We start from the raw sequence: 14,091 nt of genomic DNA on the forward strand, positions 1-14,091 counted from the left end.
TGCCGAGAAGGTCGAAAGCGGACAGCGATGAGGCCGACCGCGACCGCGGAGGCTATTGCTTCAAAACATCGGCGCCCGCAGGCGTCTTGAATTCGAAGGTGCCTGCCGGCAGCGTCGGATTGACCTCGACCTTGCTGAACTTCAATACCGATCGCTGGCCGAAGCTGTCGAGGATTTCGAGCGACGCCAACGCGTCACCCTGAAACCCGATCTGCACGCTCTGGAGCTGGCCGTCCTTGCTCTTCGGGGTTGCCTTGACCCACTGCAGGCCATCGCGCTCCGGCGCGCCTTCGAGCGCGAAGTCGGTCTGCAGTGCGCGCAAGTCGGGAGCGGCCGCAATCAGTGCGGCGGGCGTCGACCCAAGGGCCTGCGCCTGTGGGCGCTGCGTGACCTGGTTGAGATCGACATCGAACAGCGACAGCGTCTTGCCGTCGGCGACGATGGTCTGCGCAAACGGCTTCTTGTAGTCGAACTTGAATTTGCCAGGCCGCTGGAACTCGAAGGTGCCGGTCGACGTCTTGACGCGCCCTAGCTGGCCGTCGCGCGGCGGCGCAGTCACGGTCTGCGTGAAATCGGCGCGGCCGCTTTTCACGGTCTTCACAAATGACTCAAGGCTTTCCATGCCGCCGGCCCATGCGCTGCCACATGCACCGAATGTGGCAGTTGCTATCAACAGTGTCGCAAAGAGCTTTTTCATCAATCGTCCGTTAGGTTCACTCGGCGCGCGCCGGCACCAGAATTTCGCGCTGGCCATTGGTGCTCATCGAGCTGACCAGACCGGCCTTTTCCATGTCTTCGACCAGCCGCGCCGCGCGGTTGTAGCCGATCTTCAGGTGGCGCTGCACCAGCGAAATGCTGGCCTTGCGGTTTTTGAGCACGACCTCGACCGCCTGGTCGTACATCGGGTCCTTTTCGGCGCTGGCATCGCCGCTCATAGACAGGTCTTCGCCGTCGACCGAACCGCCTTCGAGTACGCCTTCGATGTAGTCGGGCTCGCCTTGCGACTTGAGGTACGCGACCACGCGATGGACTTCCTCATCGCTGACGTAGGCGCCATGCACGCGAACCGGCAGTCCGGTGCCGCTGGCCATATAGAGCATGTCGCCCATTCCGAGCAGCGCTTCGGCGCCCATCTGGTCGAGGATGGTGCGCGAGTCGATCTTGCTCGACACCTGAAACGAAATCCGGGTCGGAATGTTGGCCTTGATCAGTCCGGTAATGACGTCGACGCTGGGACGCTGCGTCGCCAGAATCAAATGGATGCCTGCTGCGCGCGCCTTTTGCGCGAGTCGCGCGATCAGTTCCTCGATCTTCTTGCCGACCACCATCATCAGGTCGGCCAGCTCGTCGATGACGACCACGATGTGCGGCTCGCGGCGCAATGGCTCCGGATCGTCCGGCGTCAGGCTGAACGGGTTGTAGATGAACTCTTCGCGGGCCTTGGCCTCGTCGATCTTGACGTTGTACCCGGCCAGGTTGCGCACGCCAAGCTTGCTCATCAGCTTGTAGCGGCGCTCCATTTCGGCCACGCACCAGGTGAGGCCGTGCGCGGCCTGCCGCATGTCGGTGACCACCGGCGCCAGCAGGTGCGGGATACCCTCGTAGACCGACATTTCGAGCATCTTGGGATCGATCATCAAGAGCCGAACGTCGCGCGCCTCGGCCTTGTAGAGCAACGACAAGATCATCGCGTTGATGCCGACCGACTTGCCCGAGCCGGTCGTGCCAGCCACCAGCACGTGCGGCATCTTGGCAAGGTCGGCGACGACCGGGTTGCCGATGATGTCCTTGCCGAGCCCCATCGTGAGCATCGACTTGCCCTCGTGATAGATCTGCGAGCCCAGGATTTCGCTGAGCTTGATCGACTGCCGCTTGGCGTTCGGCAACTCGAGCGCCATGAAGTTCTTGCCGGGAATGGTTTCGACCACCCGGATCGACACCAGCGACAACGAACGCGCCAGGTCTTTGGCCAGGCCGACGATCTGCGAACCCTTGACGCCGGTCGCCGGTTCGATCTCGTAGCGCGTGATCACAGGGCCGGGCGAGGCCAGCACCACGCGCACTTCGACGCCGAAGTCCTTCAACTTCTTCTCGATCATGCGAGAGGTCATTTCGAGCGTGTCGGGCGAAACCGTCTCCTGCCTCACCAACGCTGCATCGAGCAAATCGACTTGCGGCAACTTGCTGTCGGGCAATTCCTTGAAGAGCGGCTTCTGACGCTCTTTGACGACGCGGGTGCTCTTGGGCACATCGCTCATGGCCGGTTCGATCTGCACCGGCGGCGAAGGGGGGCGGCGTCTTGGCGGCGGATCGATGCGTATCTCGTCGTCAGCCATCTCGCCGTCGTCGCCATCGCCATCGCCATCGCGCGAGGCCAGATACTCTTCTGCCTCCGCGCGCTCCCGGACGGCCTTCTTGCCTAATGCAATGTCGGCCGCAATCTCGCGCTTTTCGCGCCGCGATTCGAACAGCGAATACACCCGCGAGCCGATACGTTCTGCGATCAGGCTCCACGAAAATCGGAACACCAGCGCAGAGCCGATCACGCCGCAGGCAATGGCGATCAGCGCCGAGCCGGTAAAGCCCATCCACTTGACGCTCCCCGGCCCCACGAGATAGCCGAGGATGCCGCCGCCATGACCAGGCAAACGGAATTCGAGGCGGTACAAACGCGACCATTCGAGCATGGCGCTGGCGCATAGAAGCAGCACCAGCCCCGCCCAGAACGCGATACGGCTGCGGTTGAAGCGACCGCGCACGGGCTCCTCGGCGGGCGACACTTCGCCTCCGCGCAGCCAGCCGGCCAACGATGACAGCCAGACACGCAGGCCCGCCGCAAGGCACCACCAAACTGAATAGCCGGCCAGGAAGTAGCTGCCATCGGCTATCCACGCGCCGAGTCGGCCTCCCCAGTTCTTGACGTCACCGCCCGTGCCGGACGTCGACCAGGCCGCATCGGAGGGGGTGAAGCTCAACATGGCGAGCAGCCAGAACAGCAGCACCACAAACCCCGCGATCAGCGTGATTTCGTGGGCGAAGCGCATCGCCTTCAGGCGCACGGGCTGCGCGTCGGCACCAGGAGAAGAAGATTGAAGCGTATTGAGCGAATAGGTCATGAAAAACGCGGCATCCAGCCCGCTACTCCAGACAATGAAGAACGGGCAACGGCCGCATGAACACTACAACGAAAAAGGCGCCTGTCGCGTTGTCAGCGACGGCACCGTCAGAAGCGCGCAACGCGCCGCGGCGCCGTGCCCGTTTCAAGCCATCTGCGGAAGTCGCAGCCGGCACGGCCGCTCAGGTCAGCGACAGCAGCCGGTCTTTGACGATCATCGAGCCATCGGGCTGCGTCTGGACAAAGCCCCGCTCTTCGAGGTCTTTCATGACTCGGCTGACCATCTCGCGCGATGCGCCCACCATCTTGGCCAGGTCCTGGCGGGAAATCTTGTCACGCACTTTGAGGTTACCCGCGCCATCGTCCACTGCAAACTCAAGCAGGGAGCGCGCGACGCGCCCATAAACGTCCATCAAGGCGAGCGACTCGATCTTGCGATCGGCGTGCCGCAAGCGTTGCACCAGGCCTCGCATGATGTTGTACGACATGGACGAGTTCTCGGGCAGGCAGCGCGCGAACGCTTCGCGGCCCAGCATGAGGACGTCGGTCTGCACTTCAGTGCGGACGGTGGCCGAATGCGGCTCGTCGTCGATCAAGCTCATCTCGCCGATGTAGTCGCCGGGTTGCAAGGTGGCGAGAATGACTTCGCGGCCCCGGCTGTCGGTGCTCATGACACGCGCTCGTCCTGTGAGAATGATGTACAGCGCATCTGATTTCTTGCCCTGCTCGACCACCATCTCCGCGCGTTTGAAGCGTTTTTTGATGATCGCGTCTGCGATGCTTGCAGCCTGCATGGGAGTCAGGGCTGCGAACAGTGGGACGCGCCGGAGCAGCTCAAGATTGGACAGCATCGACATTCAATTAATCCTCGCTACCGCACGTTGTTCGACCAATTGCAAACCAATTCATTAAAGCAATCGTGCGCATTGAAAATGGAGCGCGCCCGGTATTGAACCGGGCGGTGATACTTCATACCTATCACCCTGAAAATGTACACGCTGGCGCAGCGCAAATCTTAGGTTTTCTATCCATGTCCTCATCCCCACAACACGCCAAGGTCCTAATCCTGGGCTCCGGCCCGGCCGGCTACACCGCCGCCGTTTATGCGGCACGCGCCAACCTGCAACCGCTCCTCATCACCGGCATGGCTCAGGGCGGACAGCTCATGACCACGACCGAAGTCGACAATTGGCCGGCAGACGTTCACGGTGTTCAAGGCCCCGAACTGATGCAGCGTTTTCTGGAGCACGCAGAGCGTTTCAAGACGCAAATCGTGTTCGATCACATCAACAAGGTCGACTTGAGCAAGCGACCTTTCACTCTCTCCGGCGACAGCGCAACCTACACCTGCGACGCCCTCGTAATCTCCACCGGTGCTTCGGCAAAGTATCTGGGCCTCGAATCGGAACAGAAGTTCATGGGACGCGGTGTGTCCGGATGCGCAACTTGCGACGGCTTCTTTTACAAGAACCAGGAAGTTTGCGTCATTGGCGGCGGCAACACGGCGGTCGAAGAGGCGCTCTACCTGTCGAATATCGCCAGCAAGGTCACTCTCGTGCATCGACGCGACAAGTTCAAGGCGGAGCCCATCTTGATCGACAAGCTCTACGAGAAAGAGCGTGAAGGCAAGATCGTACTCAAGGTCCACAACACGCTCGACGAAGTGCTGGGCGACGACTCGGGCGTGACGGGCGTTCGACTCAAAAATGCGCAAACAGGCTCGACCGAAGACATCAAGCTGCAGGGCTGCTTCATCGCGATCGGTCATCACCCCAACACCGACATTTTCGAAGGCCAGGTCGAGATGAACGGCGGCTACATCGTGACGCGCTCGGGGCTGCAGGGCTTTGCGACCATGACGAGCGTGCCGGGCGTCTTTGCCGCAGGCGATGTGCAAGACAGCATCTACCGTCAAGCCATCACCAGCGCAGGCACGGGCTGCATGGCAGCGCTCGACGCGCAGCGCTTCCTCGAACAAGACGGCACGCTATAATCGCAGGCTTTGCTGAATTCGGGTGCATTTTTGCGCTCCGGCAAACCGGGGTACCGCCACCCGTTTCTGGCGAGGTCAAGCTGCAAACCACCCCCAACGGATTTCGTTCCGCTGCGACCGGTGCCAGCTGTTCATGAAGGAGCGTCCACATGGCACGCGTATGTCAAGTCACGGGTAAGGGCCCGATGGTCGGAAACAATGTTTCCCACGCCAACAACAAAACCAAGCGCCGGTTCTTGCCGAACCTGCAATACCGTCGTTTCTGGGTCGAGACAGAAAACCGCTGGATTCGCCTGCGTGTTTCAAGCGCTGCTTTGCGCCTGATCGACAAAAACGGCATCGACGTCGTGCTCGCAGATCTGCGCGCACGCGGCCAAGCTTAAGGAGCTAAATCATGGCAACGAGCAAAGGCGGACGCGAAAAGATCAAGCTGGAATCCACTGCGGGTACCGGCCATTTCTATACGACCAGCAAGAACAAGAAGACGATGCCTGAAAAGATGTCGATCATGAAGTTTGATCCCAAGGCGCGCAAGCACGTCGAATACAAGGAAATCAAGCTGAAGTAATTCGGCTGGATCCATTAAAAACCCGCTGCAATCCAGCGGGTTTTTTGTCGCCTGCGATCTATGGAGAGCGCCAACGCACCAAGGTGACAGACACAAAAAAGCCGGCATAGAGCCGGCTTTTCATTCCCGTCCCACGCGCCATCGCATTGAGACGAGCCAGTAGGTGATCTGTACTGCTATGTACGAGCAGCCCGCAAGCGCACCGAGAACTCACGCAGCGCGCTGATGCCGCTGGCTTCCGCGCGGTGACACCAAGCGGCCAGATCGCTGGCCAACTGTTCACGCGAGTGCGATGTATTGAGCCACAGCTGACGCAGTTCCTCACGCATCGTCACCATCTTGTCCAGCACCGGGTGCGCGGCACGGGCCTGCACCAAGTGTGGACGGGCCGATGCCGGCACCTTGTCGTCGTCGCGATGCAGCCAGCGGTTGGCCGCCTTCAGAACCGACAGATCGGCGCCCTTGGCCTTAAGCACGGCCAGTTCGTCACGCGTCGTTTGACGCATTCCCCGGGCATAACCGGCCATAACTTCATAGCGATTGGCGATGACGGCCTCGAGCGTCTTCTCGTTGGCCACGGGCTGGATGTCGCCCATGAGCATCTTTGGCGGAACCTTTTTGACCTTGGCCCAGCCGATGGCTTGCATCATCTGGATGTAGACCCAGCCGATATCGAACTCGTACTTTTTGACAGAGAACTTGGCCGACGTCGGGTAGGTGTGGTGATTGTTGTGCAGTTCTTCGCCGCCAATGATCAGACCCCAAGGCGAAACATTGCGGCTCGCATCGGGCGCCTCGAAGTTGCGGTAGCCCCAGTAGTGGCCAATGCCATTGATGATGCCGGCAGCAGTGATTGGAATCCAGAGCATCTGCACGGCCCAAACAGCCAGGCCCAACATGCCGAACAGCGCCACATTGATGACCAGCATCAAGCCCACGCCTTGCCAGCTGAAGCGCGTGTACAGATTGCGCTCGATCCAGTCGTCAGGCGTGCCGTGGCCGTAACGCTCCATCGTTTCCATGTTCTTGGATTCTTTGCGATAGAGCTCGGCGCCGCGCCAAAGCACTTCGTCGATGCCCTTGACCTGCGGGCTGTGCGGATCTTCTTCCGTCTCGCACTTCGCATGGTGCTTCCGGTGAATGGCAACCCATTCCTTGGTCACCATGCCGGTGCCGAGCCAGAGCCAAAAGCGGAAAAAATGAGACGGGATCGGGCCCAGGTCCATGGCACGGTGCGTTTGCGTCCGGTGCAGGAAGATAGTGACGGCCGCGATAGTAATGTGCGTGGTAACGAGCGTGTACAGCACGACTTCCCACCACGTCAGATTCCACAAGCCGTGTCCGAGCCATTCGATGGCCGCGTTCAGAACGGCAGAGTCAGGAAGCAACATTGAGTCAGGTACTCCATGGCCACACGAAGGTGCAGCCTTAAGATATGGTCGAATTTTAAGGGGCCGAGGCCATTTTGAGGCCCTATATCCTTGATAAATCGCAAGGGTATCTACCTCTTTGGAGCCTCGCGCCTATTTGCGGTTCCATATGGCTGCAAAGAAACCATCGGTCGCGTGCTTGTGTGGCCAAAGCCGCAAATAGCGGGTACCGCTCTCGCCGCGTGCACACAATTCTTTTGCGCCCTCGACTTTCAGCCCCTCAAGCACCTCTGCCACGTCCATCGGCGCGAAATCCGGGTTGGCCGCGCTGAAAGCCTCCGCAATGGCCTCGTTTTCTTCCGGCAGCAGGCTGCACGTCGCATAGACAAGCCTGCCGCCGGACTTCACCAGCCGTGCCGCACTTTGCAGGATGGCGGCCTGCTTCGCAGTCATTTCCGCCACCGACTGGGGCGACTGGCGCCACTTCAGATCGGGATTGCGGCGAAGGGTGCCGAGTCCCGAACAGGGCGCGTCGACCAGCACGCGATCGATCTTCCCGGCCAGGCGCTTGACGCGGTCGTCGCGCTCGTGCGCGATTGCGGCAGGATGGACGTTGGACAACTGGCTGCGTGCGAGCCGTGGCTTCAGAGCGTCAAGCCGGTGCGCCGAGGTGTCGAAGGCATACAGCCGACCGGTGTTGCGCATCGTGGCACCGATGGCGAGCGTCTTGCCGCCCGCGCCAGCGCAAAAATCGACCACCATTTCGCCGCGCTTGGCGTCGAGCAGCAACGCCAGCAATTGCGACCCTTCGTCCTGTACCTCGACCGCGCCGCGCACAAAGGCGTCCAGCTTGTTGAGCGCCGGCTTGCCGTCGATGCGCAAACCCCAAGGCGAGAACGGCGTTTCTACGGCGGCGATGCCTGCCTTCTTCAGTTCCGCTTTGACTTCGGGCCGCTTGGCGATCAGCACATTGACCCGCAGATCGAGCGGTGCCGGTTGCTGCAAGCTCTCGGCCAACCGCCAAAAATCATCGCCCAATTGCGCCTTTAGCGGGCCGACCATCCATTCGGGCAAATTGTGGCGATGGCGCTCGAGGAGATCGTCCTGGCTGACGGCGTCGCAGTTGTCCAGCCAACGCTTTTCGGTGTCGTTGAGTGCACTTTTCAGGAAGTCGCGGGGTCCGTAGAACCCCAAAATCGCCATGCGCCGCTCCTTGGAACCGCTGCCCGAGGGCGACAAGTGATCGAACAACAGCTTCTTCCGAAGCACGGTGTAAACGGTCTCGGCCAGCGTGCCGCGCTCGCGCGGCCCGAACTCACGGTGATCACGAAAAAAACGGGAAACGACCTGGTCGGCCGGATGATCGAATTTCAGAACAAGGCCGACCAGATCGGCGGTCGCCTGCAACAGGGCTTGGGGATGCATGGGGCGATTGTCCCATCCTGCCTCCGCAGCGCCGGCGCCCAGACGCCGGCCGCCACAATCCGACGATGACCGACGACGACCTCCCTCCCCTGATTGCGACGCCACCCGGCCGCTACCGCCACTACAAAGGCGACGAATACGAAGTCATCGACACCGTGCGCCACAGCGAAACCTTGGAGCCGATGACGCTTTATCGCGCGCTTTACGGCCAGCATGGTCTATGGGTACGGCCCACAGCGATGTTTGGCGAAACCGTTCAGTTCGATGGCGTCGAACGCCTGAGGTTCAAGCGGATTTCAGACTAGCAGTTGCTTCGATTTCGAGCCAGCGCTCGATGGCCAGCGGATAAAGGCGATGCTCCTGTGCGAGCACCCGCTCGGACAGAGTGGCGGCCGTATCGCCATGCAGCACAGGCACCGCGGCCTGCGCGAGGATCGGGCCGTGGTCGAGCTCCGTGGTGACATGGTGCACGGTAACGCCCGCCACCTGGCAGCCCGCGTCGATCGCTCTTTGGTGGGTGCGAAGCCCCGGAAAGGCCGGAAGTAACGACGGGTGGATGTTGATCAGACGCCCGTCGAAATGCGCCACGAAGCCGGGAGTCAAGATACGCATGAATCCTGCCAAAACGACCAGCGCCGGCGCATGAACGTCGATGGCTGCTGCCAGTGCGGCGTCGAACTCATCGCGCACCGCAAATGCTTTGTGGTCTACGGCCGCCGTAGCGATGCCGTTCGCTGCTGCCAGAGAAAGGCCGCCCGCCGTCGGCTGGTTGCTGATGACCGCCGCGATGCGAGCGCTGAAGCGCTCTGCCCAGCGACCGCTCCCGGCAGCCCGCACGATGGCCGCCATGTTGGAGCCGCCACCGGAAATCAGGATCACGATGTTTTTCATGGAGGCGCGAATTATCTGTGCGCGCAGCTGCGACCTTTTTGTCGCGGCGCGGACACCCGAAAACCGCACGACCGTGCTAAAAACCGCAATTCCGGAAATCAAGCCGCAACGGCGATCCGATCAACACAGCGAGGCATGCATGGATTTGAGCTTCACGCCCGAAGAACAAAAGTTCCGCGAAGATATTCGCGCCTGGGTCAAAGAGAACCTTCCCCCCGAGATTTCGCACAAGGTGCACAACGCGCTCGAGCTGACGCGTGAAGATCTCCAGCGGTGGGCCAAGATTTTGGGCTCCAAGGGCTGGCTCGGTTACGGCTGGCCAAAGGAATTCGGCGGTCCGGGTTGGACAGCCATCCAGCGCCATCTTTTCGAGGAAGAAACCGCCCTGGCAGGCGCGCCGCGCATCATTCCGTTCGGACCTGTGATGGTCGCGCCGGTGATCATGGCTTTCGGCAATGCCGAACAGCAGAAGCGCTTTCTGCCTGGCATCGCCAGCGGTGAAGTCTGGTGGAGCCAGGGCTACAGCGAGCCGGGTTCGGGTTCCGACCTCGCCTCGGTCAAGACCAAGGCCGAACGCCAAGGCGACAAGTACATCGTCAACGGCCAAAAGACCTGGACCACGCTCGGCCAGTATGGCGACTGGATGTTCAACCTCGTGCGCACCAGCAACGAAGGCAAGCCGCAGACCGGCATCAGCTTCCTGCTGCTCGACATGAAGTCGAAAGGCGTGACCGTGCGGCCGATCAAGTTGCTTGACGGCGGCCATGAAGTCAACGAAGTGTTCTTCGACAACGTCGAAGTGCCGGCCGAGAACCTGGTCGGCGAAGAGAACAAGGGCTGGACCTACGCCAAGCATTTGCTCAGCCACGAGCGCACCAACATTGCCGACGTGAACCGCGCCAAGCGCGAACTCGAACGCCTCAAGCGCATCGCGAAGAGCGAAGGCGTTTGGGACGCGGCGGGCGATGCTTACGCTTCGCGCTTCCGCGACGAGATTGCCAAGCTCGAAGTCGACCTGGTCGCCCTCGAGATGATGGTCCTGCGCGTTCTGTCGGCCGCCACGTCGGGCAAGAACTCGCTAGACGTCGCCGGTCTGCTGAAGATTCGCGGCAGCGAAATTCAGCAGCGCTATACGGAACTGATGATGCTGGCGGGCGGCGCTTATTCGCTACCGCTCATCCGCGAGGCGATGGAAGCTGGCTACCAAGGCAACTTTCCCGGTGGCAACCCTGCACTGGCGCCGCTCACGTCGACCTTCTTCAACATGCGCAAGACCACCATCTACGGTGGCTCGAACGAAGTGCAACGCAACATCGTCGCGCAGACGGTTCTCGGCTAACGCCTTAGAACCGTCCGCGCGAGCGCGACAGGACTGCTCCCCACTCCCCCTCCACGAGGGGGCTCCAGCAAGAGCTTCGCTAGGAATTAAAAATGGATTTCAACTTCACCGACGACCAGGAACAACTTCGCGACGCCGTTCGCAAGTGGGTCGACAAAGGTTATGACTTCGAACGCCGCCGCAAGATCGAAGCGGCCGGTGGCTTCTCGCGCGAAGCATGGGACGAGATCGCCGAACTCGGCCTTGGCGGTCTCTACATCAGCGAAGACGACGGCGGGCTTGGCATGGGCCCCGTTGCAGGCATGGTGGTCATGGAAGAACTCGGCCGCGGCATCGTGCTCGAGCCTTTTGCACAGACGCTGATCGCGGGCGGGGTGCTGAGCGGCTACGCCGGCGCCGACATCAAGGAAAACTGGCTGCCGCGCATCGCCGGCGGTCAGGCCATCGTCGTGCTCGCGTACCAGGAGCGCAAGGCACGCTACCGACTCGACGTGTGCGAGGCAAAAGCCGCCAAGTCGGGCGACGGTTACACGGTCAACGGCACCAAGAGCCTGGTGGCTGCCGGCGATGAAGCCGATGCTTTCCTCGTGCCGGCCCAGCTCGACGGAAAGATCGCACTCTTTTTGGTCGAGCGCAGCGCCAGCGGTGTCGAAGCACGCGGCTACGGCACGCAGGCTGGCGACCGCGCCGCTGAAGTCGTGTTCGACAAGGCTGCGGCAATTTTGGTCACGGTCGACGGACTGACGGCCCTAGAGCACGCTGTCGACATCGGCATCGCAGCGATTTGTGCCGAAGCGGTCGGCGTCATGGACAAGACGGTCGCGTTGACGGTCGACTACATGAACCAGCGCAAGCAATTCGGTGTGACGATCTCCACCTTCCAGGCGCTGCGCCATCGCATCGCCGACATGAAGATGCAGCTTGAACTTGCGCGCTCGATGAGCTACTACGCATCGCTCAAGCTCAATGCCCCGGCAGAGGAACGCCGGCAGGCAATGGCACGGGCCAAGTACCAACTCGGCACGTCGATGCGCTACGTCGCGGCGAACTCGGTGCAGTTGCACGGCGGCATCGGCGTGACCGACGAATACATCGCGAGCCATTACTTTCGCAAGCTCACGCAGCTCGAAATGACGTTCGGCGACACCCTGCATCACCTGGGAGAAGTGTCCACGCGCATGCATGACACGGCGGGCGTCTTCGCCTGAAGGCGCGACTTCTCTCGCCACCTGCCGACCAGCGCCCTTGCATCCAGCGCACCACACGCCCGCCCGCACTCGCCGGCGGGCGTTTTGTATTTACTTGGAACGAAGCTTGTAATGCCCACGTACACACGTCGCACAGTCCTCATTGCGGGTTTGGCCACGGCCGTCGCCGTCACCATGCTCACCGCCTGCGCCACCGCGCCTTCCCCGTCGTCGACCGAGCGTCCGCCGATCGTGTTCATGCACGGCAATGGCGATTCAGCAGCGCTTTGGCAGACGACGATCTGGCGCTTCGAGTCGAACGGCTGGCCACGTGATCGGCTGTTCGCCGTCGACCAGCCGATGCCGCTGGCGCGGGACGACGACACCATCGCTCAACCGGGCCGCACTTCGACGGCGGAGTCCGCAGCCTTTCTGCAAACCGAAGTCGACAAAGTGCTGAAAGCGACGGGCGCCAGCAAGGTCGTGCTGCTTGGCAACTCGCGTGGCGGCAACACGATCCGCAACTACGTACAAAACTACGGCGGCGCTGGCAAGGTCAGCGCCGTGGTGCTGGGCGGAAACCCCGCCCACGGCATCTGGAACGTGCCGGGCTTCAACGAACGCAGTGAATTTTCGGCGCGCTCGGCCCTCATTCAACAACTGAACATGCCCAAGGGACCGAGCGGCGACGAGGTCACGTCCGGCGTCCGTTGGCTCACGCTGCGCTCCGACAGCAACGACAAGTTCGCGCAACCCGATGGCGTGTGGATCGGTGCGCCCGGCAAGCCGACGAACATCGGCTACGACGCGCCGGCGCTGAAGGGCGCGACCAACATCGTGCTACCGCGTGTCGATCACCGCGAGACGTCGTTCTCGCCGGCGGCCTTCGCCGCGACCTGGCAGTTTCTGGTGGGCGAGGCACCGAGGACCACCGCCGTGACACCAGAGTCCACAGTCGTGCTCGACGGGCGCCTCACCGGCCTCGGGCTTTCGAGCATCGATCCGGCGAGCGGTCAGTTCACCAACAACATCCCGATCGTGGGCGCGCAGTTGGCGGTCTATGCAACGGATGCCAGCACGGGCGCTCGCACCGGCGAACCGGTCCATCGCAAGACGATCGGCGCCGACGGCCGCTGGGGACCGTTCGGAGCACAGTCCGGCACCGCCTACGAGTTCGAGATCACGGCGCCGGGCTATGCCACCACACATGTCTACCGCAGCCCTTTTCCGCGCAGCAGCAGCGTGATCAACCTGCGACCCGAACGCATTGCGCCGGCAGACCGCGATGCCAGTGCCATCGTGATCTTTACCCGCCCGCGCGGCTACTTCGATGCCGAGCGCGACACCATGCGCTTCGACGGGCAAGCTGCGCTGCCGGGCGTTCCGCCGCACGGTTCGGGTGTTTCGTCGTCGAAGATCAAGCTGACGAGCGAGGCGCCGCGTTCTGTCGCCGGCGAGTTCAATGGTGAGCGCGTCGCAGGCCAGACCTGGCCCGCGGCGCAAGGCAACATCACGTTGCTCGAACTGACGTACTGAGTCGTCCGGAGGCCGCAGCGGAATTGGAGAGCGGCGCTGCTAGCCGTGCAAGCGCGAGCTGTGCGGCAGGTGCGCCATCAGGAACTCCATTTGATCCGCGAGGATACGGCGGTTGCGCAAGATGAAGTCTTCCCACAGGCTGGGCACATAGGGCGCGTAGAGCAGCGGCATGTTCGCCTGCTCCGGCGTGCGGCTGCTCTTGCGGTGGTTGCAGGGCTTGCAGGCCGTGACCACGTTCATCCACACGTCGATGCCGTTTTGCGCAAACGGAATGATGTGCTCGCGCGTGAGTTCGTCGTCGTGGAAGTGGCCGCCGCAATAGGCGCAGAAACCCCGGTCACGGGAGAACAGCTTGCTGTTGGTCAGCCCGGGGCGCTGCGTGAAAGGATTGATGCGCGGCACGCCCTTCGTGCCGATGATGCTGTTGATCGCGATCTGCGACTGCAGCCCGGTCACAGCGTTGTGCCCACCGCGATACACCGCCACCTGCGCGCCCACCTCCCAGCGAACTTCGTCCGCCGCGTAGTGAATTACCGCCTGTTCGAGCGATATCCACGACTGGGGCAGCCCTTGGGCCGACAGTTTCAAGACCTTCACCACACGTCTCCTCAAAAAAGGGAAGAACCACGGAAAGACCGGATGCACACGGTGAGTCGCAGGCACCCCT

14 protein-coding genes are annotated in these 14,091 nt (G+C 61.8%); 7 read left to right on the forward strand and 7 right to left on the reverse strand.

Translation table 11 applies throughout. The annotated features are described in order from the left end of the window. Positions 1 to 52: 52 nt before the first annotated feature. From lolA to QN413_RS16385, 3 genes are all read right to left on the reverse strand, one after another. Complete coding sequence (gene lolA / locus QN413_RS16375; RefSeq protein ID WP_323497642.1) at positions 53 to 697, reverse strand: outer membrane lipoprotein chaperone LolA; 645 nt, start codon at positions 695 to 697, stop codon at positions 53 to 55. Positions 698 to 713: 16 nt separating this feature from the next. Beyond that, on the reverse strand, positions 714 to 3,116 hold the full coding sequence (locus QN413_RS16380) for a DNA translocase FtsK (protein WP_323497643.1): 2,403 nt from the start codon (positions 3,114 to 3,116) through the stop codon (positions 714 to 716). Positions 3,117 to 3,297: 181 nt separating this feature from the next. Further along, positions 3,298 to 3,972 carry a Crp/Fnr family transcriptional regulator gene (locus QN413_RS16385; RefSeq protein ID WP_187052830.1) on the reverse strand — a complete coding sequence of 225 codons (675 nt, stop codon included), beginning with the start codon at positions 3,970 to 3,972 and terminating at the stop codon, positions 3,298 to 3,300. A 173-nt stretch (positions 3,973 to 4,145) separates the two neighbouring features. Here QN413_RS16385 and trxB point away from each other — a divergent pair, with 173 nt between their 5' ends. From trxB to rpmG, 3 genes are all read left to right on the forward strand, one after another. Next, positions 4,146 to 5,108, forward strand: coding sequence for a thioredoxin-disulfide reductase (gene trxB / locus QN413_RS16390; protein WP_323497644.1), 963 nt, complete (start codon positions 4,146 to 4,148; stop codon positions 5,106 to 5,108). A gap of 149 nt (positions 5,109 to 5,257) precedes the next feature. Next, positions 5,258 to 5,491, forward strand: coding sequence for a 50S ribosomal protein L28 (gene rpmB / locus QN413_RS16395; RefSeq protein WP_323497645.1), 234 nt, complete (start codon positions 5,258 to 5,260; stop codon positions 5,489 to 5,491). 11 nt (positions 5,492 to 5,502) lie between these two features. Then, positions 5,503 to 5,676, forward strand: a complete 174-nt coding sequence (gene rpmG / locus QN413_RS16400; protein WP_007830291.1) for a 50S ribosomal protein L33 — start codon at positions 5,503 to 5,505, stop codon at positions 5,674 to 5,676. A 176-nt stretch (positions 5,677 to 5,852) separates the two neighbouring features. On the opposite strand, the gene QN413_RS16405 is transcribed toward rpmG, so the two are convergent. Together QN413_RS16405 and QN413_RS16410 are read right to left on the reverse strand one after the other, a co-directional pair. After that, entirely contained in the window at positions 5,853 to 7,067 is a 1,215-nt protein-coding gene (locus QN413_RS16405) for a fatty acid desaturase (protein WP_323497646.1), read from the reverse strand. A gap of 132 nt (positions 7,068 to 7,199) precedes the next feature. Further along, positions 7,200 to 8,471: an RsmB/NOP family class I SAM-dependent RNA methyltransferase gene (locus QN413_RS16410; protein ID WP_323497648.1), complete on the reverse strand. Its 1,272-nt coding sequence runs from the start codon at positions 8,469 to 8,471 to the stop codon at positions 7,200 to 7,202. Between the two features lie 65 nt (positions 8,472 to 8,536). Between QN413_RS16410 and QN413_RS16415 the strand changes: the two genes are divergently transcribed. Beyond that, on the forward strand, positions 8,537 to 8,776 hold the full coding sequence (locus QN413_RS16415) for a DUF1653 domain-containing protein (protein ID WP_323497649.1): 240 nt from the start codon (positions 8,537 to 8,539) through the stop codon (positions 8,774 to 8,776). On the opposite strand, the gene purN is transcribed toward QN413_RS16415, so the two are convergent. Continuing rightward, positions 8,757 to 9,362, reverse strand: a complete 606-nt coding sequence (gene purN, locus QN413_RS16420; RefSeq protein ID WP_323497694.1) for a phosphoribosylglycinamide formyltransferase — start codon at positions 9,360 to 9,362, stop codon at positions 8,757 to 8,759. The two genes, QN413_RS16415 and purN, sit on opposite strands and share 20 nt — an antisense overlap. 139 nt (positions 9,363 to 9,501) lie before the next feature. On the opposite strand from purN, the gene QN413_RS16425 reads away from it, so the two are divergent. The 3 genes from QN413_RS16425 to QN413_RS16435 all read left to right on the forward strand — a co-directional run bounded on the left by QN413_RS16425 (position 9,502) and on the right by QN413_RS16435 (position 13,424). Beyond that, positions 9,502 to 10,701: an acyl-CoA dehydrogenase family protein gene (locus tag QN413_RS16425; RefSeq protein WP_323497650.1), complete on the forward strand. Its 1,200-nt coding sequence runs from the start codon at positions 9,502 to 9,504 to the stop codon at positions 10,699 to 10,701. Positions 10,702 to 10,793: 92 nt separating this feature from the next. Continuing rightward, positions 10,794 to 11,909: an acyl-CoA dehydrogenase family protein gene (locus QN413_RS16430; protein ID WP_323497651.1), complete on the forward strand. Its 1,116-nt coding sequence runs from the start codon at positions 10,794 to 10,796 to the stop codon at positions 11,907 to 11,909. Between the two features lie 111 nt (positions 11,910 to 12,020). Then, complete coding sequence (locus QN413_RS16435) at positions 12,021 to 13,424, forward strand: alpha/beta fold hydrolase (RefSeq protein WP_323497652.1); 1,404 nt, start codon at positions 12,021 to 12,023, stop codon at positions 13,422 to 13,424. Positions 13,425 to 13,463: 39 nt separating this feature from the next. Here the strand turns inward: QN413_RS16435 and QN413_RS16440 are convergent, their stop codons facing one another. Then, positions 13,464 to 14,021, reverse strand: coding sequence for an HNH endonuclease (locus tag QN413_RS16440; RefSeq protein ID WP_323497653.1), 558 nt, complete (start codon positions 14,019 to 14,021; stop codon positions 13,464 to 13,466). Positions 14,022 to 14,091 lie beyond the last annotated feature (70 nt).

Origin of the sequence: Variovorax sp. LG9.2, assembly GCF_035018885.1 — a bacterium.
Taxonomy (GTDB): Bacteria; Pseudomonadota; Gammaproteobacteria; order Burkholderiales; family Burkholderiaceae_C; genus Variovorax.